At 65.1% G+C, this 25,362-nt stretch carries 19 protein-coding genes; 11 read left to right on the top strand and 8 right to left on the bottom strand.

Annotated features, from left to right (window positions below; genetic code table 11):
- Window positions 1-5: 5 nt before the first annotated feature.
- The 7 genes from NHH73_22830 to NHH73_22860 all read left to right on the top strand — a co-directional run bounded on the left by NHH73_22830 (window position 6) and on the right by NHH73_22860 (window position 7,951).
- Complete coding sequence (locus NHH73_22830; GenBank protein USX25400.1) at window positions 6-1,244, top strand: ABC transporter permease; 1,239 nt, start codon at window positions 6-8, stop codon at window positions 1,242-1,244.
- Window positions 1,244-2,437 carry an ABC transporter permease gene (locus NHH73_22835; protein ID USX25401.1) on the top strand — a complete coding sequence of 398 codons (1,194 nt, stop codon included), beginning with the start codon at window positions 1,244-1,246 and terminating at the stop codon, window positions 2,435-2,437. Before NHH73_22830 ends, NHH73_22835 begins: the two co-directional genes overlap by 1 nt.
- A 15-nt stretch (window positions 2,438-2,452) precedes the next feature.
- Complete coding sequence (locus NHH73_22840) at window positions 2,453-3,868, top strand: sigma-54 dependent transcriptional regulator (protein USX25402.1); 1,416 nt, start codon at window positions 2,453-2,455, stop codon at window positions 3,866-3,868.
- The gene (locus NHH73_22845) at window positions 3,865-5,229 is read left to right on the top strand and encodes an ATP-binding protein (GenBank protein USX25403.1); all 1,365 of its coding nucleotides are present in this window, start codon (window positions 3,865-3,867) and stop codon (window positions 5,227-5,229) included. The genes NHH73_22840 and NHH73_22845 overlap by 4 nt, the downstream gene beginning before the upstream one ends.
- Window positions 5,230-5,489: 260 nt before the next feature.
- Entirely contained in the window at window positions 5,490-6,896 is a 1,407-nt protein-coding gene (locus tag NHH73_22850; protein USX25404.1) for a cation:dicarboxylase symporter family transporter, read from the top strand.
- Between the two features lie 77 nt (window positions 6,897-6,973).
- Window positions 6,974-7,336: a hypothetical protein gene (locus tag NHH73_22855; GenBank protein USX25405.1), complete on the top strand. Its 363-nt coding sequence runs from the start codon at window positions 6,974-6,976 to the stop codon at window positions 7,334-7,336.
- A gap of 150 nt (window positions 7,337-7,486) precedes the next feature.
- Window positions 7,487-7,951 carry a hypothetical protein gene (locus NHH73_22860; protein ID USX25406.1) on the top strand — a complete coding sequence of 155 codons (465 nt, stop codon included), beginning with the start codon at window positions 7,487-7,489 and terminating at the stop codon, window positions 7,949-7,951.
- A 116-nt stretch (window positions 7,952-8,067) separates the two neighbouring features.
- On the opposite strand, the gene NHH73_22865 is transcribed toward NHH73_22860, so the two are convergent.
- From NHH73_22865 to NHH73_22880, 4 genes are all read right to left on the bottom strand, one after another.
- A complete protein-coding gene (locus NHH73_22865) occupies window positions 8,068-9,489 on the bottom strand; it encodes an OmpP1/FadL family transporter (protein USX25407.1) in 1,422 nt (473 codons plus the stop codon).
- A gap of 319 nt (window positions 9,490-9,808) precedes the next feature.
- On the bottom strand, window positions 9,809-13,081 hold the full coding sequence (locus NHH73_22870) for an efflux RND transporter permease subunit (protein ID USX25408.1): 3,273 nt from the start codon (window positions 13,079-13,081) through the stop codon (window positions 9,809-9,811).
- A 12-nt stretch (window positions 13,082-13,093) separates the two neighbouring features.
- Entirely contained in the window at window positions 13,094-14,287 is a 1,194-nt protein-coding gene (locus NHH73_22875) for an efflux RND transporter periplasmic adaptor subunit (protein USX25409.1), read from the bottom strand.
- 171 nt (window positions 14,288-14,458) lie between these two features.
- On the bottom strand, window positions 14,459-14,902 hold the full coding sequence (locus tag NHH73_22880) for a divergent PAP2 family protein (GenBank protein ID USX25410.1): 444 nt from the start codon (window positions 14,900-14,902) through the stop codon (window positions 14,459-14,461).
- 108 nt (window positions 14,903-15,010) lie between these two features.
- Here NHH73_22880 and NHH73_22885 point away from each other — a divergent pair, with 108 nt between their 5' ends.
- Both NHH73_22885 and NHH73_22890 read left to right on the top strand, forming a co-directional pair.
- A complete protein-coding gene (locus NHH73_22885) occupies window positions 15,011-16,069 on the top strand; it encodes a DUF475 domain-containing protein (GenBank protein ID USX25411.1) in 1,059 nt (352 codons plus the stop codon).
- A gap of 49 nt (window positions 16,070-16,118) precedes the next feature.
- Entirely contained in the window at window positions 16,119-16,490 is a 372-nt protein-coding gene (locus tag NHH73_22890; GenBank protein ID USX25412.1) for a hypothetical protein, read from the top strand.
- 52 nt (window positions 16,491-16,542) lie between these two features.
- Here the strand turns inward: NHH73_22890 and NHH73_22895 are convergent, their stop codons facing one another.
- From NHH73_22895 to NHH73_22905, 3 genes are all read right to left on the bottom strand, one after another.
- Window positions 16,543-18,843, bottom strand: a complete 2,301-nt coding sequence (locus tag NHH73_22895) for a hypothetical protein (protein USX25413.1) — start codon at window positions 18,841-18,843, stop codon at window positions 16,543-16,545.
- 144 nt (window positions 18,844-18,987) lie between these two features.
- Window positions 18,988-20,907: an NPCBM/NEW2 domain-containing protein gene (locus NHH73_22900; protein USX25414.1), complete on the bottom strand. Its 1,920-nt coding sequence runs from the start codon at window positions 20,905-20,907 to the stop codon at window positions 18,988-18,990.
- Window positions 20,908-20,964: 57 nt separating this feature from the next.
- Complete coding sequence (locus NHH73_22905; GenBank protein USX25415.1) at window positions 20,965-22,086, bottom strand: serine/threonine protein kinase; 1,122 nt, start codon at window positions 22,084-22,086, stop codon at window positions 20,965-20,967.
- A 63-nt stretch (window positions 22,087-22,149) separates the two neighbouring features.
- Between NHH73_22905 and NHH73_22910 the strand changes: the two genes are divergently transcribed.
- Both NHH73_22910 and NHH73_22915 read left to right on the top strand, forming a co-directional pair.
- On the top strand, window positions 22,150-22,857 hold the full coding sequence (locus NHH73_22910) for a UPF0149 family protein (GenBank protein ID USX25416.1): 708 nt from the start codon (window positions 22,150-22,152) through the stop codon (window positions 22,855-22,857).
- Window positions 22,858-22,957: 100 nt separating this feature from the next.
- Window positions 22,958-24,289: an Nramp family divalent metal transporter gene (locus NHH73_22915; GenBank protein ID USX25417.1), complete on the top strand. Its 1,332-nt coding sequence runs from the start codon at window positions 22,958-22,960 to the stop codon at window positions 24,287-24,289.
- A gap of 102 nt (window positions 24,290-24,391) precedes the next feature.
- On the opposite strand, the gene NHH73_22920 is transcribed toward NHH73_22915, so the two are convergent.
- Complete coding sequence (locus tag NHH73_22920; GenBank protein ID USX25418.1) at window positions 24,392-25,306, bottom strand: alpha/beta hydrolase; 915 nt, start codon at window positions 25,304-25,306, stop codon at window positions 24,392-24,394.
- Between the last annotated feature and the right edge of the window lie 56 nt (window positions 25,307-25,362).

Genomic DNA, 25,362 nt, shown 5'->3' on the forward strand with positions numbered 1-25,362 from the left:
TCCCCATGTTCAGAAATTATCTGCTGACGGCGTGGAAGGTCTTCATGCGCCGCAAGCTGTTCACGGCAATCAACCTGCTGTGCATCGTGCTGACCCTGGTGGTGTTGATGGTGGTCACCGCGCTGCTGCAGCAAACCTTCTACCCCACCGGCGTCGAAGGCCGGAGCGACCGCTTCGTGCAAATGCTCATGATCCGTTCCAGCCATACCGACAAGCCCGGCATGCGCACGGCGACCTTCGGGTACAAGATCATCGACCAATACCTGAAACCGATGAAAGGCGTCGAGGCCGTCTCGGCGACGATGTTCCCGCAATCGGTGGCGGTCTACCAGGACGACAAGGTCAGCGACGTGCTGCTGCGCCGCACCGACGCCGAGTACTGGCGCATCCTCGACTTCACACTCGTCTCCGGCAGGGTGATCAGCGCCGACGACGTCGCGCAGGGACGCTTTGTCGCCGTGCTGGCTGTCTCTACCGCGCGGCGTCTGTTCCCTGGCCAACCCTACCTGGGCCAGAAGATTCTGGCGGACGGCCAAACCTTCACCGTCATCGGCGTGGTCGAGGACGCCATGCACATCAATGCCAGCGGCAACGTCTGGGTGCCAACCACCACCCTGGCCTCGGGCGACTACAAGAACGAGCAGTTCGGCGGCTTCACCGTCATGATCATGGCGCGCACGGCGGCCGACCTGCCGGCGATCAAGCAAGAGATCCTGCGCATCGCCAAAACGGTGCGCTATGACGACCCGACCCGCTACAACAAAACCCAGTTCTGGGGCGACTCCAAGCTTGAGCTGGTCTCCCGCACCCTGACCAGCAACACCGACGAGGACGCCGGCGTGCCCAGGTTGCTGACCGCCATCGCCGTGCTCATGCTGCTGTTCATGGCGCTGCCGGCGCTCAACCTGATCAACCTCAACGTCGGCCGCATCATGGAGCGCAGCAGCGAGATCGGCGTGCGCAAGGCGTTTGGCGCCACCAGCGGCCAGCTGGTCGCGCAGTTGGTGCTGGAAAACGTCCTGCTCACGTTGATCGGCGGCGCCATCGCCCTGCTGGGCGCGTGCGCCATCTTGTGGTGGATCAACGGCTGGGCGGCGCTGCCGGCGCTGCACGTCGGCCTCAACCTGCCCGTGTTCGGCTACGGCCTGCTGCTCACCCTGGTGTTCGGCGTGCTGTCGGGCGTCATCCCAGCCTGGAAAATGTCGCGCCTGGACCCGGTCCGCGCGCTGAAAGGAAGCGCTTGATGCTACACCATCTCCTTAAACTGATCTGGAAGCGCAAATCGCGCAACATGATGCTGAGCCTGGAAATCCTGCTAGCCTTCATGGTGGTGTTCGCCATCGCCGCGTTCGCCGCGCGCTCCTACGAGTTGTACCGCATGCCCATCGGCTTCGACTGGCAAGACCAGTGGTCGGTCAGCATCCGCAACGCCAAGCCGGTCGACAACGAGGCGACCATGTACGACCAGCTCAAACGCAGCCTGCTCGAGCTGCCGGAGGTGGAAAAGGTCGCCTTCGCCTCGTTCGCGCCGTACGAGATGTCGCGCTGGACCAACCACTATGCGCTGCCCGACGGCAGCCGGCGCGTCGAAGTCGACGGCCTGGGCGTCAGCGACGACTTCTTCGACGCCATGCGCATGACGCCGGTGCGCGGCCGTTGGTTCTCCAGCGCCGACGACGGCGCCGACGCCGCGCCGACCGTGATCAACCGCCGCCTGGCCGACAAGCTGTTCCCCGGCATCGACGCCGTCGGCCAGGTCTTCATCGACGCCGAGAGCAAGGACAAGCCGTGGCGCTACCGCGTCAGCGCCGTCGTCGAGCAGTTCCGCTCGCACGGCGAATACATGGGCCCGGTGTACTTCATGCTGCCGCGCTTCATCCCGGGCGTCGGCAAGGAGCCGGCCATGAGCATCATGCTACGGGTCAAACCGGGTACGCCACGCGCGTTCGAAGCGCGCCTCAGCGCACGCCTCAAGCGCGAGCACGGCGACTGGTCCTTCGTCATCAGCCCGCTGAGCGAGGCGCGCAAGTCGATGCTACAACTGCGAACGGCACCGCTGATGGTCATGTCGGTGATCGCCGCCTTCCTGCTGGTGATGGTCGCCTTCGGCCTGTTCGGCGTGCTGTGGCAAAACACCACCCAGCGCATTCCCGAGATCGGCCTGCGGCGCGCGCTCGGCGCCGACGCCGGCCACATTTACCGGCAGATCATCGCCGAGCAGATGCTGCTGAGCACGGCCGCGATCGCGGTCGCGCTGGTGCTGCTGGTGCAGCTGCCGCTGACCGGCGTGTTCGAGGACGCGCTGAACTGGCCGGTGTTTTTGGCGGCCACGGCGCTATCGGCCGGTGTGATCTATCTGCTATCCTTGCTCTGTTCGCTCTATCCGGGCTGGCGCGCCGCGCGCCTCAGTCCGACCCAGGCGCTGCATTATGAATAAGGTCGTTAGATGTTGATGGAATCATCCCGCAGGCAACGCATTTTAATTGTTGACGACGACAGCGCGGTCCAGGTATCGCTGGCGCTGCTGCTGAAGCAGTCCGGCTACGACGCCGTCTGTTGCGACGACCCGGCGCAGGCGCTGGCGCTGTTGCCGCAACAGCCAATCGATCTGGTCTTGCAGGACATGAACTTCTCGCTGCAAACGAGCGGCGAGGAAGGCTTGCGGCTGCTGGCCGGCATCAAACAGGCCCGCCCGGCCCTGCCGGTGCTGCTGATGACGGCCTGGGGCTCGATCGCGCTGGCCGTGCGCGGCGTGCAAGCCGGCGCCGCCAATTTCTTCACCAAGCCGTGGGACAACGCGCAGTTGATCGAACTGATCGGCGCGACGCTGGAGGCGGCCGAGCCGCCTTCCTCGCTGCCCCGGGCCGCCGTGTCGCGCCAGGCGCTGGACCAGCAGTTCGATTTCAGCGGCATCGTCGGCGAGCATCCGCGCCTGCTCAAGGTGCTGGCGACCATCGGCCAGGTGGCCGCGACCCGCGCGCCGGTGCTGATCCTGGGCGAAAGCGGCAGCGGCAAGGAGCTGATCGCCGACGCCATCCACCGCAACAGCCCGCGCGCGGCGCGTCCCATCGTCAAGATCAACATGGGGGCGATCACGCCGTCGCTGTTCGAGAGCGAAATGTTCGGCCACGTGCGCGGCGCCTTCACCGACGCCAAGACCGACCGCAAAGGCCACGTCGCCAGCGCGCACGAAGGCACCTTGTTCCTCGACGAGATCGGCGAACTGAATCGCTCCGACCAGGTCAAGCTGCTGCGCGTGCTGCAAGATCAAACTTACCAGGCTGTCGGCGCCAGCCGCACCGAACGCGCCGACATCCGCGTGGTGTCGGCCACCAACCGCGAGCTGGCCGAGCTGGTCGCCGGCGGCGAGTTCCGTGAAGATCTGTTCTACCGCCTGAACCTGATCACGATCCGGCTGCCGCCGCTGCGCGAGCGCCGCAGCGACATCGCCCTGTTGGCGCGGCACATCATCGGCGAGGTCTCGACCAGCTACGGGCTGGGGCCGGCGACGATCGCGCCGCAGGCGCTGGACTGGCTCGCCGCGCAGCCTTGGCCCGGCAATATCCGCCAGCTCAAGCAAACCCTGGAACGCACCCTGCTGCTGGTGGGCCGCAGCGAGTTGCGGCAGGCCGATTTCATCGCCGCCGAACAGAACGACGGCGCGCCCGGCGGCTCGCGCTCGGCGCTGCGGGTAGACGGCATGACGCTGGAGCAGGTCGAGCGGCACATGATCGCGCACGCGCTCGACCAGCACCAGGGCAACATCTCGCGCGTGGCCAAGGCGCTGGGCCTGAGCCGCACCGCCCTGTACCGCCGGCTGGAGCGCCATGGACTCGGCGCCGCCCCGGACGGCGACGTTCCTTCATGAGCCTGCACCACCGGCTGTACGCCTACCTGATCGCCACGCACTTGCTGTTCGTTGGCGTGACGGTGGTGCTGTTGCGCGGATCGCCGGGGCTGATGATCGCCCTCGAGGCGGTTTTGCTGCTGAGCTTCACGCTCGGCGTGCGCCTGGTGCGCCGCGCGCTCGAACCACTGGGCTACACGCGCCACTTCCACGATCTGCTGCAGGACCAGCAATACGCGTCGCGTCTGCAGCACAGCGCCGACCGCGAGCTGAACGAGCTGGTCGATTTGTTCAACACCATGCTGGGCAGGCTCTACCAGGAGCGCCTGCAAATCGGCGAACAGCAAGGCTTTCTCGACCGCCTGCTGGAGGCCACGCCCAGCGCCGTGATCGTGTTCGACTTCGACGGCCGCATCAGTCTGCTCAACGCGAGCGCGCAAGCGCTGCTGGGTCTGGACGACGCCAAGGGCAAGCCGCTGCGCGCCTGGCTGGCCGGCGACGCGACTGCGGGCGCGGCCGCTCCGGCCGGCGGGCGCTCGCCCGCCCTGCTGGCGCAGCTGGACCTGCTGCCGCTGGGCGATAGCCAGTTGCTGACCGACGCCGACGGCCGCCGTTACCGGGCCCAGCGCGGCCACTTCCACGATCGCGGCTTCGCCCGCCACTTTCTGTTGATCGAGGAGCTGACCGAGGAACTGGAAAGCTCGGAAAAGGATACCTACGACAAGCTGATCCGCGTGTTGGCACATGAGGTCAACAATACCGTCGCCGCCACCGGCTCGGTGCTCGACTCGCTGCTGTACTACCGCGGCCAGCTGAACGATCGCGACGGCGACGACTTCAGCACCGCCATCGTCGCCGTCAAGCGGCGCAACGTCAGCCTCGGCGAGTTCATCGAGCGCTTCACGCGCGTGGTCAAGATGCCGGCGCCGGAGCTGCGTCCCAGCGCCGTGCGCGACATCATGGACGACATTTTGTATCTGTACCGCGAGCCGTGCCGCGCCCGTGGCATCCGCATCGGCTGGGAACGCTGCGACGAGGTGCCGGCCGTCGGGCTGGACCGGCATTTGATCGAGCAGGCGCTGCTGAACGTGGTCAAGAACGCGATGGAGGCGGTGGAGGAAGCGGCCGCTGGCGACCGTTTTATCGCGTTCGCGCTGATAAATGAAGCGGATGGCGTGCGGTTGTCGGTCACTGATTCGGGCAACCTGCTGGGCAAGGTACCGGCGCGGCAGTTGTTCACGCCGTTTTTCACCACCAAGAAGGGTGGCCAGGGGATCGGGTTGTTGTTCGTGCGCGAGGTGATGAACCGGCACGGCTTCGCTTATCGGCTGGCGGCGACCGGGGATGGGACGACGCGGTTTGATATCTGGTTCAAATCCTGAACCAGCGATGTCTCGAAGAAAACTTGGCATGGATCGTGCTCGCCCTTGCGCGATGGGTAACCGACGCGGCAGACGCGCAACGGGCCCGCTTATGCAAAAACCGTATAGCTATATAGCTAAATATTCGCTTTATGCGGGATAACGGCCTCGTTTATATCGGGAAACGCATATAAAATGACCGACCGCTCAGCATTTTCTGCTTGATGCAAGGGAATGTGTGGTGGCGGGTAATCTGTCTAATTTGTGGCAAAGGGTGGGCAATGGCGATAAACGTGGGGTTGAACTTGCTGGCGGCGGTGGTTTTGCTGGGTGTGCTCTACGCGCAGCAGCGCAAGCACGCGTCCTTTTCGGTGCGCGTGTTCACCGGCATGGGGCTGGGCATCGTGCTGGGCGCGGCGCTGCAGGCGATCTACGGGGCCGGCTCGGCCGAGTTGAAAACCACCGGCGAATACCTCGACATCATCGGCTCGGGCTACGTCAAGCTGCTGCAAATGATCATCATGCCGCTGATCATGATCTCGATCATCGCCGCCATCCTCAAATTAAAGGGCATGGATTCGCTGAGCAAGATCAGCGCGCTGACCATCGGCACCCTGATGGTCACCACCTTGATCGCGGCCGGCATCGGCATCCTGATGGCCAAGCTGTTCCACCTGACGGCCGTCGGCCTGACCGCCTCGGCGGCCGACATCGCGCGCGGCGTCTACCTGCAAGGCAAGGTCGAAGCGGCGCAGGCGATCTCGCTGCCGAGCATGCTGCTCAGCTTCATCCCCGCCAATCCCTTCCTCGACCTGACGGGCGCCCGCAAGACCTCGACCATCGCGGTGGTGATCTTCGCCGTCTTCATCGGCATCGCCGCCACCGGCATCCACGACAAGAAGCCGGACATCTTCGCCTCCTTCGACAACTTCATCAAGGTCGCGCACGCCATCGTCATGCGCATCGTCACCCTGGTGCTGCGGCTGACGCCGTACGGCGTGTTCGCGCTGATGGCGCAGGTGGTGTCGACCTCCAGCTACACCGACATCCTGCACCTGATCGACTTCGTGCTGGCCTCGTACAGCGCGCTGTTGCTGATGTTCGTGGTGCACCTGCTGATCGTCACCGGCGCCGGCTTGAACCCGGTGCGCTTCGTCAAGAAAATCCTGCCGGTGCTGACCTTCGCCTTCACCTCGCGCAGCAGCGCCGGCGCCATCCCGATGAGCGTGCAGACGCAAACGCTGCGCCTGGGTACGTCGGAAGGCATCGCCAACTTCGCCGCCTCGTTCGGCGCCACCATCGGCCAGAACGGCTGCGCCGGCATCTACCCGGCCATGCTGGCGGTGATGATCGCCCCCACCGTCGGCATCGACCCGTTTACCGTCCACTTCATCCTGCCGCTGCTGGCCATCATCACCATCGGCTCGGTGGGCGTAGCCGGGGTCGGCGGCGGTGCGACGTTCGCCGCGCTGATCGTGCTATCCTCGATGAACCTGCCGGTGGCGCTGGCCGGACTGCTGATTTCGATCGAACCGCTGATCGACATGGGCCGCACCGCGCTAAACGTCAGTGGTTCAATTACCGCTGGCACCGTCACCAGCCGGGTGCTTGGCGAGACCGACCTTGGCGTCTTCAACAGCGACGCCGACTTGCCGGTCGACAGCGACAGCGAGCGCAAAACAGCCTGACCGAAAATCGCGGGAACCGCCCGCGCGCACGCGCTGTCTAAATTTTTCCCTGACGTTTTTTTTGAAAGGAAAGAATGATGACTTCTCTGCACACAACCACCAAAGTAGTTTTGGGCGCGGCCTTCGCGGTCGCGCTGCTGGCCGGCTGCAACAAGCGCCCGGCCGACCAGCCACAAACCCCGTCGGCGACACCGGAAAGCACGACCCCGGCAACGCCATCGACCACCCCCAGCCCGACACCGGACGCCACCACGCCTGGCGCCACCGGCGCCGGCTCGGGTGGAACGGGTAGTGGCAGCGGCACCAGCGGCGGTGCCGGCGGCACGGGCGCCGGCGGCACCAGCAGCGGCGGCAGCGGCGCCGGAACCGGCGGCGCAGGCAGCAGCGGCGGCACCGGCGGCACCGGCAGCGGCGGCTCCACCACGCCACCGGGCCAGTAAGCTCAGCGTCGGCGCAAGCCATGCGGCATGAGCGGGTGGCAATTGTGAAGTGTTGCGTATGGATCATACGTAACAATTGGGGAGATTTCTCCAGGCAAATAGTCCTAGAATGGCGCGAGACACCTCACCGCCAATCAGGCAAAGGCCAACATGCCGCACCTTCACCGGGCGCTTCGCACGATTTTCTACATCAAGGCGCGCACACACCGCCACGGCGAGGTATCCGACGACAACGTGACCTTGTGCAAGCCGGCGCTCCGAGCGCCGGCACTGGCCCTTGGTCTGTTTTTCGTCCCACTGGCATGCGCCGGCTGTATTGTCATGCTTTACAGCCTGGTCTTTCCCACTGCCGAAAAGACCAGGAAAGTGATGATGGAAAAGGTGCTCGTCTCCTGCCGTGCGGCGCTGATCGCCAGCGCCTACGCCCCGGCGATTGATTGGCGTGTGCTAACGCGCGCGCCAAACCAGGCCATTGTCACCAGCGATCACGTTTCTTTGTCGTGGCATGACGAGGTGGCCGACGCGCCGCATCGCCGGGCGCCGGCCACTTGCGAAGGCACGTTGTACATCGGCATGCTCACCGACTTAAAGATCAACGGCCACCCGCGCCCCTGACGGCGCCGGGCGGTTCCAGCCGTTTCGGCCGGTCCGGAAAAAAAAATGCCGTCCAAGCTGAGCTGGACGGCATTGTTGTTGACGGCAAACACACCGTCGTGACGGCGAGGTGTGGATCAGAACTTGTAGTTGTACGAAATGCCGATCAGCGACAGGTGGGTATTGTAGGTGCCGCGCGTGGTCTCGCCATTGCCCGTGCAGGTGCGCGACAAGGTGTTGCACTGGTTCGTGTAGTTCACCTGCGCGTCCTTGAAGTCCACATAGCTGTACGCCAGGTCGATCGACGAACGCTGGTCCAGCTTCCAGTTCATGCCCAGCGAATACTGCATGCGGTCGCTGTCCGGCAGCGCCGGGTGGCGCAGCTCGGCGTTTTGCACCGGCGACTCGTCGAACGCCACACCGGCGCGCAAGGTCACGTTCTCGTTGTAGGCGTAGTTGCCGCCCAGCGCCACGCGCACCGTGTTTTTCCACTGCTGACGGATCACCTCGGCGCCTTCGGTCGTGCCCGGGAACTCGATGTCCAGGTTGCCCAGACGGTTATGACGCGACCAGGTCACGTCGGCCATACCGGCCCATTTGGAATCGAACTGGTGGAAGACGTTGGCCGACAAGGTCTCCGGCGTGCGCAGCGACACCAGCGCGGCCGAGTTCACGCGGTTCGACGCACTGGCCAGCACGCCGTTGACAACGCGGTCGGTGGTCACGTTCGAGAAGTCCCAGATGGTGCTGCCCTTCATCTTGTGGCTGATCGACGAACGATAGCTCAGACCGAAGCGGGTGTTCTCGTCCAGGGTGAACATGTAGCCCAGGTTGAAGCCGAAGCCCCAATCCTTGACCTCGTTCTCGCCACGGCCGTCGCCGGCGGTCGCCAGCAGCGCAGGATTGCCGCCCAGCGCGGTGATCTGACGGATCAGCGCGGCGCCTTGCGCGGCGTTGGCCGGCGTGCGCAGCGCGGCGATGGTGCCCGGCACGTCGACGGCTTGGCCCAGTTCGGCCTTCATGTGTTCCGCGTCGATGCCGAAACCGAACGAGTGCTGCTGGTTCAGCTTGAACGACACCGATGGATTGAGCGTGATCGCCTCGACCAGCACGTCGGTCAGCGCGTAGCGGCCGTTCCAGGTGCTGCCGTAGTTCAGCTTGGCGCCGTACGGCACGAACAGGCCCAGGCCGACCGCCCATTGGTCGTTCAACTTCTTGGTTGCGTACAGCGACGGCGCGGTCACGGAATTAGGCGCGTAGTCGTTGGCCTGGGTGCCGCCGGTGCGCGAGCCGGTGAAACGGGTCGAGCCGCTATCGGTATAGGTCGAATGCGGCACCACGACGGTGGCGCCGGCGCTGATCTGCGTGCCTTCCAGGCGCGACATGCCGGCAGGATTGTAGAAGATGGTCGACGGGTCGTTGGCTTCGGCGCCGCTGGCGTCGGCGGTGCCTTGTGCGGACACGCTTTGCGAACCGAAACGGTAGCCGGAAGCGTTGGCGCCGGTGGTCATCAGGCTCAGGGCGGCGGCGATAATCAGGGGAAGGTGTTTGCGTTGCATGGTGGAGTCTCTCATTGTAGTCGGCGACTTTGCGCCAGGTTTTTTCTGGTCCGACAGCAAATCAACCCGGTCGGGACGGATTTGGTGCAGGAAGGCCAGCAGCTTACTACATTAATAAACTTTGCCGTAAGATGTGTTACTAGAGGGCAAACACTAATTTTCACCTTGAAACCGAGCACTTGCTCTGCATTCCAGACAAAAAAAAGGCCGAAGCCCTTTTTTCAACTCCGGGGTCAAGTCTGTCATTCGGACACGAACTGGTCCGTAGCGTGACCTTACGGCGGAGACCGTGTCCGAATGTCAGACTTGACCCCCGCTTTTATTGCGGATCGAAGGCGCTCTTGTTGAGCGACACGTTCGGCGCCACGGTCGGCGGCGTGCCGCCGCGCTTGCCGGTGACCTTGCCGACCACCCACATCAGCGAGCGGTAGACGAAGCGGATCAAGGTCAGGAACAGCAGCACCTCGATCGCCGTCTGAACGAACGCGAGCGCCGTGCCCCATACGCCGAAGCGGCCGGTCCAGTGGTCGACACGGCGGTGGTACTTGACCGCCAGGCTGTCCTTGTTGATCTCGATGCTGTCGTAGAAGGTCGGCACCATCAGCAACGTCAGCACGGTCGAGGTGATCGTGCCGCCGATGATGGCGATCGCCATCGGACGGTAGAACTCGCCGCCCTCGCCCAACGCCAGCGCCACCGGGAACATGCCGGCGATCAGCGCGAAGGTGGTCATCAGGATCGGACGCAGGCGCATGCGGCCGGCGTACATCAGCGCGTCCTCGCGGCTGTAGCCCTCCTCCTCGCGCTTGCGGGCGGCGTCGAGCAGCAGGATGGCGTTCTTGGCCACCAGACCCATCAGCATGATCACCCCGATCAAACTCATCAGGTTAATCGTGCCATTGGTCATCAGCAGGCCCAGCACCACGCCGATCAGGGACAGCGGCAGCGACAGCATCACCGCGATCGGCGCCGTGAACGAACCGAACTGCATCACCAGGATCAAATACATCAGGCCGATACCGGCCAGCAGCGAGATCATCATCTGGCTGAACACTTCGTTCATGTCCTTGCCGGCGCCGCCCAGCGACAGGCCATAGCCCGGCGGGAAGTCGATTTCCTTGGCCAGTTTCATGGCGTCGTTGGTCACCTCGCCCGGCGAACGGCCCTGGGCGTTGGCGCTCACCGAGATGATGCGCTTGCCATCCTTGTGCTTGATGGTCGACGGGCCCTTGCCCATCGTCACGCTGGCGATCTGGTCGAGCGGCACCATCTGGTTGGTGCCGGCCACGCTGATCGGCAGGCGCTCGATGTTCTCGGCGCTGGTGCGGTCCTCCGGCGCCAGGCGCACGGCGACGTCGCGCGATTCGCCGGTCGGGTCGACCCAGTCGCCCACTTCGATGCCGGCGAAGGCCACCCGCAGCGCCTGGGCGGCGTCGCCGGCGGCGATGCCCATCGAGTTCGCCAAGCCACGGTTCAGTTCGATCTGCAGCTCGTCCTTCGGATCCTGCTCGGACAGGCTGACGTCGACCGCGCCCGGTACCTTGCGCAACCGCTCCATATAGGCGTTGGTAATTTCCATCAGCTTGCGCGAGTCGGCGCCGGTGAACTGGATCTCGACCGGCTTGCTGGCGTTGTTGCTCAAGTCTTCCAGCACCGTGAACTCGGCGCCGACCAGCCCGGCCAGCTTCTCGCGCAATTCCTTGGCGATCTCGTTGGCCGAACGCTTGCGCTCGGTCTTCTTGCCGATGTCGACATAAATGCGTCCGCCGGTCGGGTTGACGTAGGCGTTGGTCTGCTTGGTTTCCTTGATGGTGAAGGCGACCTTGGCGGCACGGTCCAGCTTCAGGCGCGAGTATTCCAGGCTGGCCGACGACGGCGCCCGCACGTCGATGGCGATGGTGCCGAAATCCGACGCCGGCAGGAAGCTGAAGCCGCCCAGCTTGGCCTGCAGCGCCAGCGCGCCGGCGAAGGTGAGCACGGCCAGCACGGCCATCGCTTTGCGGTGGTGTAATGCCCAGGCGATGACGTTGCCGTAGCGGTCGGCCTGATGGTCGAACCAGTTGTTAAAGCGTTCCAGCACACGGCCCAGGCCCTTGCGCGGCGCCGTGTGGTGGTCCGGCGGGTCGCCCCAGAAGGCCGACAGCATCGGATCCAGCGTGAACGAGATCAGCAGCGAGACCGCGACCGAGCACGTCACCGTCAAGGCGAACGGACGGAACCACTCGCCGGTGATGCCGGGCATGAAGGCCACCGGAATGAACACGGCCATGATGGAGAAGGTCGTGGCGGCCACGGCCATGCCGATCTCGGCCGTGCCGTTGAGCGCGGCGGTGCGGCGGTCGGCGCCCATCTGCATATGGCGCACGATGTTTTCCCGCACCACGATGGCGTCGTCGATCAGCACGCCGATCGCCAGCGACAGGCCCAATAACGTCATGAAGTTCAGTGTGAAGCCGCACAGCCAGACGCCGATGAAGGCGGCGATCACCGAAGTCGGCAGGCTGAGCGCGGTGATCATCGTCGAACGCCACGAATTCAAAAACGCGTAGACCACGAAAATGGTCAGGCCGGCGCCGAACACCAGCGCCTCGATCACGTTGTTGAGGCTGTTCTCGGCGTCCTCGCCGCCATCTTCCGTCACTTCCAGGGTGGCGCCGGTCGGCAGCTCCTTGCGCATTTCCTCGACCATCGCCTTGACCTTGCGCGCCACCGTGACGGTCGACGCGTCCTTGGAACGGGTGATCGAAATGCCGACGTTGGGCTTGCCCGAGCGCACGCTAAGCGAGCTCATCTCGGCGAAGCCATCCTCGATCGTCGCCACTTGGGCCAGGCGCACCAGCTCGTCGCCATTGCGCTTGACCACCACTTGCTGGAAGTCCTCGGGACGCTCGATGCGGCCGACCAGGCGGATGCTCTTCTCGTCGAGCTCGCCCTTGACCTTGCCCACCGGCGCATTGGTGTTCTGATTGCGCAAGGCGTTGACGACATCACCCACGGAAACATTATATTCACGCAGCTTCTCGGCCTTGAGCAGCACGCTCAGCTCGCGCTTGAGCGAACCGTCGATGTTGACCGAGGCCACGCCGTCGATGCCGCGGAAGCGGTCGGCCAGCTTGTCCTCGGCCAGGCGCGAGATGACGGCGTGGCTTTGCACGCTCGACGACAGCGCCAGCTGCATGACCGGCTGGGCCGAGGTGTCGATGCGTTGCAGAATCGGCTCGCGCATCTCGATCGGCAGCTTGTAGCGCACCGAAGCGATCGAATTGCGGATCTCGTCGGACGCCTCGATCAGGTTCTTGCTGAAGGCGAACTTGATGAACACGCGCGCCTGGCCCTCGGACGCGGTCGAATTGACCTCGGTCACGCCGGTGATCGACTGGAACGACTTTTCCAGCCGGTTGACGATCTCGCGCTCGACCGTCTCCGGCGACGCGCCCGGATACGGGATCATGACGACGATGAACGGCACTTCGACGTCGGGATTCTGGTTGACCCGCAATTTGCTCAGGGCCATCAGGCCCAGGCACATCATGGCGACGATCAGGACGATGGTCGCGACCGGCCGTTTAATACTGAAATCGGATAAGAACATGGCGGTGATTCCTTATTTTTCTACCGCGGTGGACGCCGAGGCCGACGCGGTGGCCGAAGTCGCCGGCTTCGGCGCGCTGAGCACGACCTTCTGGCCATCCTTGAAGCCCGAGCCGGGCACGCGCACGATGGTGTCGCCGGCGGCCAGGCCGGAGAGCACCTGCCAGCGGCCGCTGCGCTCGTCGCGGGCGCCGATGGTCAGCTGTGCCTTGTTCAAGGTGCCGCCCTTGACGCGCCACACATAATTGCTGTCGCCGGCCTGCACCAGCGCCGACGGCGGCACCATCAGCGACGACGACGATTTCGACTCGACCCGGCCTTCGGCGTACAGGCCGGCCACGCGGGGCTGCGCCGATTCGGCGAATTCGACCAGCACCTCGACCTGGCGGGTGACGGCGTTGGCGGCCGGATCGACGCGCTTGATCTTGCCGCTGAAGTTCTGGCCCGGATAGCCGTTGACGCGGAACAGCACCGGCTGGCCGACCTTGACCTCGCCGATCTTGTCGGCCGAGACCAGGCCCTCGAAGCGCATGCTCGACGGATCGATCACCTTGATCAACTCTTTGCCGACCTGGGCGGTGTCGCCGTTGGACACCTTGCGCTCGCTGACGATGCCGTCGAACGGCGCGCGCACGGTGGTGCGGCTCAGCTGCTGGCGCGCCGCCACCAGGCGCGAGCGGGCCGCCGACAGGTCGCTCAGGGCGTTGTTGCGGCGGATTTCGGCGTCTTCCAGCGCCTGGGTCGAGACCATGCCGGAGGCGCGCAGGGTGGTGTTACGTTCGTGCATGCGTTCGGCCTGGGCCAGCGACTGCTGGGCCGCGCGCGAGGCTTCCTCGGCCGAGGTCAGGCTGTCGCGGATCGAGGTCTCGTCCAGGCGCACCAGCACGTCGCCCTTTTTGACGGCCTCGCCGTTTTCCTTGAGTACTTGAATTACCACGGCGCCGACTTCGGCGCGCAGGTCGGCGCGGCGCTCTGGCTGGATCGAGCCGGTGATCACCGGGCCGGAAGCGAGCGCGTTCGATTCGACGGCCAGGATATCTTCCTGCGCCATCTGCAACACCACCTCGGGCTCTTTCTTGGCATCACCCTTGCCGTCCGCCTTGGCGGTGGCCGAGGCCGCCGCCCCTTTCTCGGGCTCCTTGGAAGACTTGCCGCATGCAACCAAGGCTGCAGCGACGGCGAGAGCGAGTAGGGTTTTGCGCAACATAAAGTTCTCCGAGATAGTGGACGTGGTGCTATTAGTATTTTAGCCAGACTACAGCGCGCAGAGTATCCCCGAGTGGCTCGCAGAGGTCAATCGACGTGCGACGGACGGCAGAATTTGTGGCTGAAATGCCGAATGAGAGGATGAACGGTGCCGACGACGCTCCAGCCGGAATCAACCCCGACCGAAAATGGCGTGGATGGCGTGCGCGATCGCGATGCCGGTGCACAGGCCGCCGATGATCTCGACCACCGTGTGGCCCATGCGTTCGCGCAGCCAGGTGTGGCCGGAGGCAACGGCGGCGGGCCGCCCCTCCTCCGACGCCAGTCGATTAATCGCGGCGGCCTGCTTGCCGACGTGCTGGCGCAGGCTGTTGGCGTCGATCACGACGATGAAGCACAACGTCACGGCAACGCCGAACGCCGGATGCCCGATGCCCTCGCGCAGCGCGATCAGGGTCGCCATGCTCGACACCACCGCGCTGTGATTGCTTGGAAAGCCGCCGTTGCCGACCAAATTAAAGGCCCATTTGCGCGCCTTTGCGCTATTAATCAGAAACTTGATCGGGCCGACGGTGACCCAGGTAATCAGGGGCGTGACGAGGTAAGCGATGTCCATCCGGAATTCCTTTGCATTTTTGTGGCGCAATTATCGCAGATGGGTTCACAGTGGCGGAAGCAAGTCAGCTAAAATTCGGTACATCACATCATTTCAATAAAGACAATCATGCGACATTTCGGCATTTCCTTCATCGTCACCTTCATCCTCCTGGCCCTGGCCGGCTGGTGGGGCTTCAACCACGGCGGCAGTTCCGGCCTGCTGCAAGCGTTGTGGATTTGCACAGTGCTGGGCATCATGGAAGTGTCGCTGTCGTTCGACAACGCCGTGGTCAACGCCTCCGTGCTGCGCCACTGGAACGAATTCTGGCGCAAGTTGTTCCTGACGGTCGGCATCCTGGTGGCCGTGTTCGGCATGCGGCTGGTGTTTCCACTGCTGATCGTGTCCATGGCCACCGGCCTGGGCCTGATGGACGTGTGGACCATGGCCACCAAGAATCCCGACGAATACTCGCGCTACCTGACCGGCGCGCATGCCCAGGTGGCGGCCTTCGGCGGCGCTTTCCTGTTGCTGGTGTTCCTCAATTTCCTGTTCGACGAGGAAAAAGAGCTGCACTGGCTGGGCTGGATCGAGGCCAAGCTGGGCGAGCACGGCACCGAGAGCCTGGCCGTGCTGCTGGCCCTGGCGGCGGTGTTCGGCTGCGTCTACCTGGTGCCGGAAACGGAGAAGTTCAGTGTATTGACGGCCGGCGTGGTCGGCGTGCTGGTATATCTGGCGGTGGGCTGGATCAGCAGCCTGCTGGAGGAAGACCCGCCTGCCGAGGACGGCGACACCACCGAGGCCGGCGTCGGCGCCGTGGTCTCGGCCGTCTCGCGCGGCAGCATCGGCGGCTTCCTGTATCTGGAGGTGCTGGACGCGTCGTTCAGCTTTGACGGCGTGATCGGCGCGTTCGCCATCACCAAGGATGTCGTCATCATCATGCTGGGCCTGGCGATCGGCGCCATGTTCGTGCGCTCGCTGACGGTGTTCCTGGTCCACAAGGGCACTTTGGACGAATACGTCTATCTGGAGCACGGCGCGCACTACGCGATCGGTATTTTGGCACTGATCATGCTGGCCAGTGTCAAATACCATATTCCGGAGTGGTTTACGGGCTTGTCCGGGGTGGCCTTCATCGCCGTATCGCTGTGGTCATCGATCCGTCACAAGCGACTGCACCCCGCATGATAAGATTGAAAACATTGCGGACTTACCTGGATATTCAACCGGCTTACTTATGACAAAATCATCGCGTATCGTTCTGTATTTCATCGCCCTGGTGGCTGCCACCCTGCTGGTCTTCGTCGCCTATACGTGGGCGATGTTGCATATTTCCTACTCGGATGGCGAGCGCGCGGGCTACCTGCAAAAGTTTTCCACCCGTGGCTGGATTTGCAAGACGTGGGAAGGGGAGATTTTGCTGACCTCGATGCCGGGGGCGATACCGGAGAAGTTCGAGTTCAGCGTGCGCGATGAGAACGTGGCCAAGCAATTGACCGACGCCACCGGCAAGCGTGTGATTTTGAGCTACGCGCAGCACAAGGGCGTGCCGACGCAGTGTTTCGGCGAGACCGAGTATTACATCACCAAGGTGCAGGTGCAGCAGTAAAACACGGTTTGGTTCAGCATGTTTGAACCAAGCATCCCCGCGCACACTGCGATCAGCGTGCGCGCCACACCGGCTGGGCCTGACGCGCTTCCTTGCGGGCGCGGGCCGCGTCCAGCGTTTCCACCACGGCGCCTTCGGCCGCTTCCACCCTGGCCTGCACGCCATCCAGCGCTTTCTGCACCGCGCCATGACGGCGGGTTTCCAAATCCAACAACTTCTGCTTGGCGGCGGTCATCGCGGCCGTCGTGTCGGCCACTTTGCGCTGCATGTCGGCGTACGCCTTGGCCGTTTCCAGCAGCGCCTGCTGGCCTGCGGCCTTGTCGACCGCCGCTTGCGCCGCAGCCTGCTCGGCCTGCGCGCGCTGCGCCATCGCATCCGCTTCCGCCTGCTCGGCGTCGGCGCGCTGACGTGCCGCCTCGGCGATCTGCTGCTCCGCCGCCAGACGCCCGGCGATCGCCTTCGAAGCGCGCACTTCCGACGCCGTCGTCAAGCGTTGTTGCGCCAGCTTCTGCTCGATCAGCGCCAGCGACTCACGCTCGGTCTCGATGAATTCACGCTCGGCCTGCAGCAGCGCTTCGGCGGCGGCCGCCTTGTCCTGTTCGATGCGCGCGCGCTCGGCATGCACCGCGCCCAACTCCACGGCCAGTCGCGCTTGCGCGGCCAGCGCCTGGGCTGCGGTGGCTTGCTGCCCGGCTTCCAGCGCCACTTGCGCGGCGATCACGCTCGCCGCTTCGGCTTGCTTGTCGGCGGCGGCGGCCAGGCGCTGCTCGGCTTCCTGCTGCTGACGCAATGCCTCGGTCTGCGCGCGCTCGGCGGCGACGCGATGTTTCGCGGCGGCGCTGGCGCCCTCCTCGGCCGCCAACTTCTCCTTCAGCGCCGCGATGGCTTGCTGCTCGTCGGCGGCGCGCGCCTGTTCGGCTTGCAGCAACATCCCCGCCTGCTCGGCCTTTTGCTTGGCCAGCGCGTCGGCCTGGCGTTGCGCCTCGACCTGGCGCGCGATCGTGGCCACTTCGGCTTGCTCGGCGGCGTTGACGCTGGCGGCCAGTTCGGCGGCCGTGCGCGACAGCGCGGCGCGTTCCTCGGCCAGCGCGGCGGCGCGCTGCTGTTCCTGCGTCTCGACCCGGGCAGCCTCTGCAGCGAGCTCGTCAGCCACCTGGCGCTGCTTGGCTTGCGCCATCGCCAGCGATTCGGCTTCGACCCTGGCGTGAGTGCTCAGCTCGGCTTCCTGCTCGGCCTGCACGCGGGCCAGCGCGACGGCGCGCAGCTGGCTGTCGACCTCGATGCGCGCCTCGGTCGCGGCCATGATGCTGGCGTCGGCGTCGCGGCGCGCCTTGGCGCTGGCGGCGGCGACCATTTCCAGGCGCTCGCGGTGGATGGCGGCGTCGCGGATTTCTTTTTCGGTTTGCAGGCGCAGGTGCAGCGACTGCGCGGCGCTGCGTTCGGACTCGGCCTTGGCCAGCGCGATCTGCTCACGCTCCTGCTCCAGATGGGCCAGCGCGCGGGCCTCTTCCAGCGCACGCACTTCGGCGGCGGCGCGGTTGAAGGCCGATTCCAGCGCGATCTGGTCGGCGCGTTCGCGCTGCACGGTCAGGTCCAGCGCTTCGGCCTCGGCCTGGGCCAGCATCTGCGCGGTTTGGCGCGCGGCGTAGGCCTGGCGCTCGCGTTCGCGCGCCAGGGTGGCGACGCGGGCGTCGGCGCTGGCAATGCCGACCACTTCATCCTTGGCGGCCTGCACGGCGGCGACGCGCTCGACCGCCTGCAGGCGGGCTTGTTCGGTCTGGGCTTGCAGCTCCTCGGCGGCGCGCGCGGCCTGCTCGGCCAGCTCGGACTCGGCGGCGATCTGCTCGAAGGCGCGCTGGCGGCTTTCGTTCTCGGCCTTGGCGCGCGTTTCGGCGGCCAGGCGGATTTGCGTGTCGGCCTCGACGCGGGCGCGCAATTCGGCGGTTTCCTGTTTGACGGCGTCCAGGCGGGCGACGCTGGCCTGGGCGGCGGCGCGCAGCGATTCGAGGCGGTCGCGGTTGGCGGCGATGGCCTCTTCCGAGGCCTGGGCGTTTTGCTGGGCCACGGCGGCGGCGGCGGCGTCGATGGCGGCGCGGTCCTCGGCCAGCGAGCGGGCGCGGGCTTCGGCGTGGGCGCGGTTTTCGGCGGCGCAGGCGGCCTTGGCCTCGGCCTCGACGCGGGCGATGGCTTCCTGGATGGCCTTCATTTCCATCGCCGCGCGCGGGGTGGGCTCCTTGGAGGCGGGTTCGTCGGGGTCATGCAAGACGACGGTGGGAACGGTATCGGCGGAAAAAGCCACGCCCAATTGGACGTCTTCGATTGCGCTTTCGCGTTGAGCCAGTTCTGCTTGCATGAGATTTCTCGCTAGAGGTGCGTCCCGGCACACGACGGGACTTCTGAACGCTCATTATCAAACAGGGAACAGCCGGGCCGAACGGCAAGCAGAGGGGGGAAAACCCGTTAATTCCGGTTTAGTCCCCGCCGCCGCCGCCGCCGCTCAATCTGTTTGCGAAGACGACAACAGCGCGGCGTCGCCCCAGCTCACCGGCAACTGCTCGTTGACGCCCGTGGCGCTGCGCGCCACCAGTTCGATCACCTTGACCCCGGCCACGTCGGCGCTCAACGCCTGCGCCGCCTGGCCCCAGCGCAGCGGCTTGCTCTTTGCCAGCAGCTTGCCGTCGCCGTAAATGATGAAGGTGACATCGTGCTTGCGGTCCTGGGCGGTATCGTCGACGCCGACCCGCGCGCTGAGTAGCCGATAGCCGCCGTTGCGCACCTCCAGCCGGGAATTGGCCAACACGCCGATGCCGGCCGCATAGGTCTTTCCGGCGATGCGCAGCGTCTGGCCGTAAGGCGTGCTGTCGGCGCGCGCGCCGCCCCAGCCGGCATACATCGGACGTTCGCCGGCGCCCCTGGTCCCGGACCAGGCGGCCGATGAGCGGTAGATCATCGGATCGGCCTGCGGCCTGACCACCCCGTCCACGGCCGGATTGACGCTGCCCGGCTGCTCCGACAGATAGCGGCCGCCCGCCAGCAGCGGCGCGCCGCCGACACGGAAGATCCGCGTCTCGCGCGGCGCCACGCGCATTTTGGTGGTGTCGGTGAAGGTGGTGTCGGCCTTGGTCCACAGATCGGTCAGCGTGATCGGCGCGTCCTTGCGGAACTTCAGGTGGTCGGCGTTCAGGTCGACGTCGATGGTCGCCACGCCGCGGTTGAACACCGCCACCGCCTTTTGCCCCGAGGCCAGCGGCTTGACCAGGATCTGCAGATCGTCGGCGTCGTAGGCGAGCGTGGCCTGGTTGCCGGCCGGGTCTTGATTGACCGCGATGATGTCGGCGTTGCCGACCACCTCCATCAGCGCCTGCGGCATGGTGCGCAGGTCGGCGCCGATCATCAGCGGCGCGTTCAACATGGCCCACAGCGCGAAATGCGATCTGGCTTCCACCAGATGGCCGGCGTCGAAATCGCCCTTGCCGATGTAGAGCATGTCGGGATCGTTCCAGCTGCCCGGATGGGCGTACAGCTCGCGCCTGGCCGCGCTGTCGAAATTGGTCAGCATGCGCGCCCACGATGGCGTGATGTCGTCGCTGGTGCGGGAGATGTTGCCGTAGTTTTTACCCCAGGCCCGCACATCGGCGGCGCCCCACACGCACAGCGACAGCAGGAAATCGCCATCCGGATTGCTGCGCGCGAGCGCCGCGTTAATCTGGGTAAATTCCGCCTGCACCGCCGGAATGTCGGAGCGGGCCACCGATTCCAGGTTCAACACCGGCGCCAGCGCGCGGTATTGGCCCGAGCGCACTTTCGGGCTGTCGGCGCCATAGGCGCGCAGGCCGCAGCCGTCGACTTTGATGAAGTCGAAGCCCCAATCGGCGAAATACAGCGCAATGTCGCGATCGATATGGCCGTACAGGCCGACTTCGCGCTCGAGCACGCTCCCCTTGGGCAGGTCGGCGTCGCTGTCGGAATACGCCTGCGAACAGGTGTTGCGGCCCAGGTCGGAATAAATACCGGCCTTCAGTCCCATCGCGTGCACCTTGTCGGTGAATGGACGGAAGCTGCCGCCCGCCACCGAGGACGGGAAGCGGTCGGGCCGTATCTCCAGCTTGCCATCGGGGATCCGGCGTCGCAGCGCCCAGCCGTCGTCGATGTTGATGTACCGGTAGCCTTTGGCGGCCAGGCCGCTGTCGACGATACGTTGCGCCGAGCCCAGTATCTTCGCCTCGTCGATATCGGTGCCGAACGCGTTCCAGCTGCTCCACCCCATCGGTGGCAAGGCCGCGCGACCGGCGGTGTAGGCGCTCCAGCGCGCGGTCGGCGCCAACGGCCCGGTCGCTGCGTGCGCCCCGCCTGCCGCGCAGCACAAGGCGATCAAGGCCAGGCGGGGCCGCCAGCGGGAAGTCGTTCGGTCCGGCATTGCGGTCTCCAATGTAGTGATCTTCAATGTGGTGTCACCGGATTGGCGAACAGCCCCTTAGACAGGCAACGGCGGCTCTTCCATCAGCGCGACCTGCTCGCGCAATTCGAGGATGCGGTCTTGCCAGTAACGTTGCGTATTAAACCACGGAAACGCCGCTGGGAACGCCGGGTCGTCCCAGCGCCGCGCCAGCCAGGCCGAATAATGAATCAACCGCAGCGTGCGCAGCGCCTCGACCAGATGCAGCTGGCGCGGGTTGAATTCGCAGAAATCCTCGTAGCCGGCCAGGATGTCGGACATCTGGCGTACCTGCTCGCCCCGGTCGCCGGACAGCATCATCCACAGGTCCTGGATCGCCGGCCCCATGCGGCTGTCGTCGAAGTCGACGAAGTGCGGCCCGGCATCCGTCCACAGCACGTTGCCGCCATGGCAATCACCATGCAGACGCAGTTGCGGCAACTCCCCCGCCCTGTCGTACGAACGGCGCACACCGTCGAGCGCCTGCTGCGAGACGCTGGCATACGCCTCTTGCAAATCCGCCGGAATGAATTGATTCGTTTGCAGGAATTCGCGCGGCTCGGTGCCGAAGGTGGCGATATCCAGCGCCGGCCGCTCCAGATACGGCTTGACCGCGCCGACCGCGTGGATGCGGGCAATGAAACGCCCGGTCCACTCCAGCACCGACGGATCGCTCAGCTCGGGCGCGCGGCCGCCGTGGCGGGTGAAGACGGCAAAGCGGAAGCCGTTAAAGTGATGCAAGGTCCGGCCGTCCAGCGCCAGCGCCGGCACCACCGGGATCTCGCGCGCGGTCAACTCCTCGGTGAAGGCATGCTCCTCGAGGATGGCGGCGTCGCTCCAGCGCCCCGGACGATAGAACTTGACCACCAGCGGCAGCGCGTCTTCGATGCCGACCTGGTAGACGCGGTTTTCATAGCTGTTCAGCGCCAGCAGGCGGCCGTCGCCGCGCAGGCCGATGCTGTCGAGCGCGTCGAGCACGCATTCGGGATTGAGCGCGGAATACGGGTGCGGCACGCGCGCCGGGGCCACGGCGCCGTTATCGGCGGCAGCAAAGTCGCCGTCGTCGGCTCCGCCCTGCGGCCCGGCCATGGCGGCGGCCAACGCGGCGGCGCGGGCGTCTTCTTCTTCGTCGTCTAAATGATCTTGGTTATCTTGGTTCATCCCCGCATTGTACGGGGCGCGGCGTGTATACTGTCGCCTTCAACCCAATAAAAAGAGCAAGCCATGCAACTCGACCAGCCACTGAGCGACAAAGAATTCGACGAATTAGACAATTTCCTGTTATCGGAGCGCAGCCCCGAGGACGCGATGACGATGGACATGCTGCACGGTTACCTGACCGCCATCGCCATCGGCCCGGAAACCATCATGCCGGCCGAGTGGCTCAAGCGCGTATGGGGCCAGGAAGAAGCCGACGTTCCGAAGTTCAAGAACCCGAAGGAAGAGGAACGCATCCTCAACCTGATCATGCGCTTCATGAACGAAGTGCTGGTCACGTTCGAAGTGGCGCCGAAGGAATTCGAGCCGCTGTTCGTCGAGCACGAGCACGAAGGACAGACCCTGATCGACGCCGAGGCATGGTGCTGGGGCTTCTGGGAAGGCATGGAATTGCGCCCGGGCTCGTGGCAGGAAATCTGGGATTCGGACGTGCAGGAACTGATGAAGCCGATCTATCTGCTGGGCGCCGACGAGATCGAGGAAGACGAACTGCCGCTGGTCGAAGATCCGGTCAAGGCCCACAAGCTGGCCCAGGACCTGGAAGCGAACCTGCCGCTGATCTACAAATTCTGGGTGCCGCGCCGCAAAGCGCCGGTGGCCACCGTCAAGCGCGACGAGCCTAAAGTCGGCCGCAACGACGACTGCCCTTGCGGCAGCGGCAAGAAGTACAAGAAGTGCCACGGCGACGAAGCGGCCAACGACGCGGCCGAATAAGCCGTCGTTTGCGTGGTTAAGTCCCTATTCGCTGCGCAAGGGATAGGGACAAAGTTGCACCAACTCAAGTAGAATTTCGGCATTCATTATCAGGATGCCCATGTTCTCACTGCCTTTCAAGCTCCCCACCACCGCCACCGCGCCGTTCTGCCCGTCCGAAGTGGCCGGCACCGTCCACGTGCCGGAGGGCGATCCGTTCTGGAAAAAAGTGCTGCGCTTCGCCGGTCCCGGCCTGCTGGTCTCGGTCGGCTACATGGACCCGGGCAACTGGGCCACGGCGATCCAGGGCGGCTCGCAGTTCGGCTATCAGCTCTTGTTCGTGGTCGTGCTGTCGAGCCTGGCCGCCATCGTGCTGCAATGCCTGAGCATGCGCCTGGGCATCGTCACCGGCAAGGACCTGGCCGTGCACTGCCGCGAGCAGTACAAGCCGCCGGTGGCCAAGACCTTGTGGGGCTTCGCCGAAATTTCCATCATCGCCTGCGACCTGGCCGAGGTGCTCGGCTGCGCGCTGGCGTTCAAGCTGCTGCTGGGCGTATCGCTGCCGACCGGCGTCGCGCTCACCGCGCTCGACACGCTGCTCATCCTTGGCCTGAAAGGCAAAGGGTTCCGCCAGATCGAAGCGATCGTGCTGGCGCTGATCCTGACGGTGGCCACCTGCCTGTTCACCGAGCTCATTTTCGTCAAGCCGGACTGGAACGCCGTCGTGGCGGGACTGGTGCCGTCGCTGTCGACCCTGTCGTCGCGCGAGCCGCTGTACCTGGCCATCGGCATCCTCGGCGCGACCGTGATGCCGCACAATCTGTACCTGCACTCGTCGGTGGTGCAGACGCGCGTGGTGTCGCAAAAGGCCAGCGCCAAGCGCGAGGCGATCGGTTTGTCGCGCATCGACACCGTCGTCTCGCTGCTGCTGGCGTTGCTGATCAACGGTTCCATCCTGGTGCTGGCGGCGGCCGCCTTCCACGAGCCGGGCAACACCCGCGTGCTCGACATCGACGACGCCTATTTGCTGCTCGCGCCGGTGGCCGGCACGGCGCTGGCGGCGACCTTGTTCGCTCTGGCGCTGCTGGCGTCGGGGCAAAGCTCCACCTTCACCGGCACCATCGCAGGCCAGGTCATCATGGAAGGTTTTCTGAAAATGAAGATTCCGTGCTGGCAGCGGCGCGCCCTCACGCGCGGGCTGGCGCTGATTCCGGCCATGATCGGCGTGCTGACGTTGGGCGAACATTCCGTCGGCAAGCTGCTGGTGCTGAGCCAGGTGGTGCTGAGCATGCAACTGCCGTTCGCCATGTATCCGCTGATCAGCCTGACGTCGCAACGCCGCATCATGGGCGACTTCGTCAACGCCTGGTGGACCACGGCGTTGTCGTGGTTCCTGTTCGCGGTCATCTCCAGCGCGAATGCGTGGCTGGTGTGGCAGGCGCTCGCGGGATAACGAGGCGGGGATATAACCTTGGAGACACGTAGGGCGGATTAGGCGGAACGCCGTAATCCGCCATGCACGAGCCGCCGACGGAGCTTGGCGGATTACGCTACGCTAATCCGCCCTACGTGGTTCAGATGGTTTCAAACTTACCTGTCCATCGCCGTCGCGCAAGATAAACGCTGCCACGTCATCCAACGTCGGCGCCAGCCAGCGTAGCGGTGCGGCGATCGAGCCGACCAGCGTGGTGTGGCTGACCTTGTCGTAGTAAAGCTCTTTGACGTCAACGTGATTGGCGCGCAGCCGTTCCGCCAGATGGCCGGTGTTCCGCTGCGGGTCCACCAGCTTGTCACTACGCGCCGCGATCAGCAACGCCGGCGGCGAGGCGGCCGACACATGCCGCACGGGCTGCGATTCCGGCGGCGAATCCGGGAAATGAAACACCGGCTTGGTGGTCGGATTTTCGATCGGCAAAAAGTCATACGGCCCGGCCAGGCCGATCCATCCGCGCAGATCCCCGATAGACATGCCCTGCTTTTTAAGCCAACGCTCGTCGAGCGCCACCATCGCCGCGTTGTACGCGCCGGCGCTGTGGCCCATCACATACAAGCGCCTGGGATCGCCGCCGTAACGGCCGGCCTGCCTGGCGGCCCACGCCACCGCCTGCGCCGCGTCATCCAGAAAATCGGGATAGCTCACCTCGGGATAGAGCCGGTAATCGGCGACCACAGTGACGATGCCGCGCGACGCCAGCGCCCGGCCGACGAACGCATAGTCTGCACGCTCGCCCGCCACCCAGTTGCCACCGTAGAAGAACACCACCACTGGCGCCTTGCCGTTGGCGTCTTTCGGACGGTAGACGTCGAGCATGCGGCGTGGCCCCTCGCCATAGGACAGACCGGCGGTGCGTTCGGAGGCGCCGCCGGGCGACAACGCGTTAAGCGCAGTCAGCGGCGAACAGGCCGCCAGCGCCAGCAAAACCGGCACGGCGACCGCAAGCGCGAGGTAGGAACGAGGGATGCGGGTCATGGCAATGGATGAGTTCGTTGGAATCCGGCCAGTGTAGAAGCGTTACGCACCGCCCA

Source organism: Oxalobacteraceae bacterium OTU3CINTB1, assembly GCA_024123955.1.
Classification (GTDB): Bacteria; Pseudomonadota; Gammaproteobacteria; order Burkholderiales; family Burkholderiaceae_D; genus Rugamonas.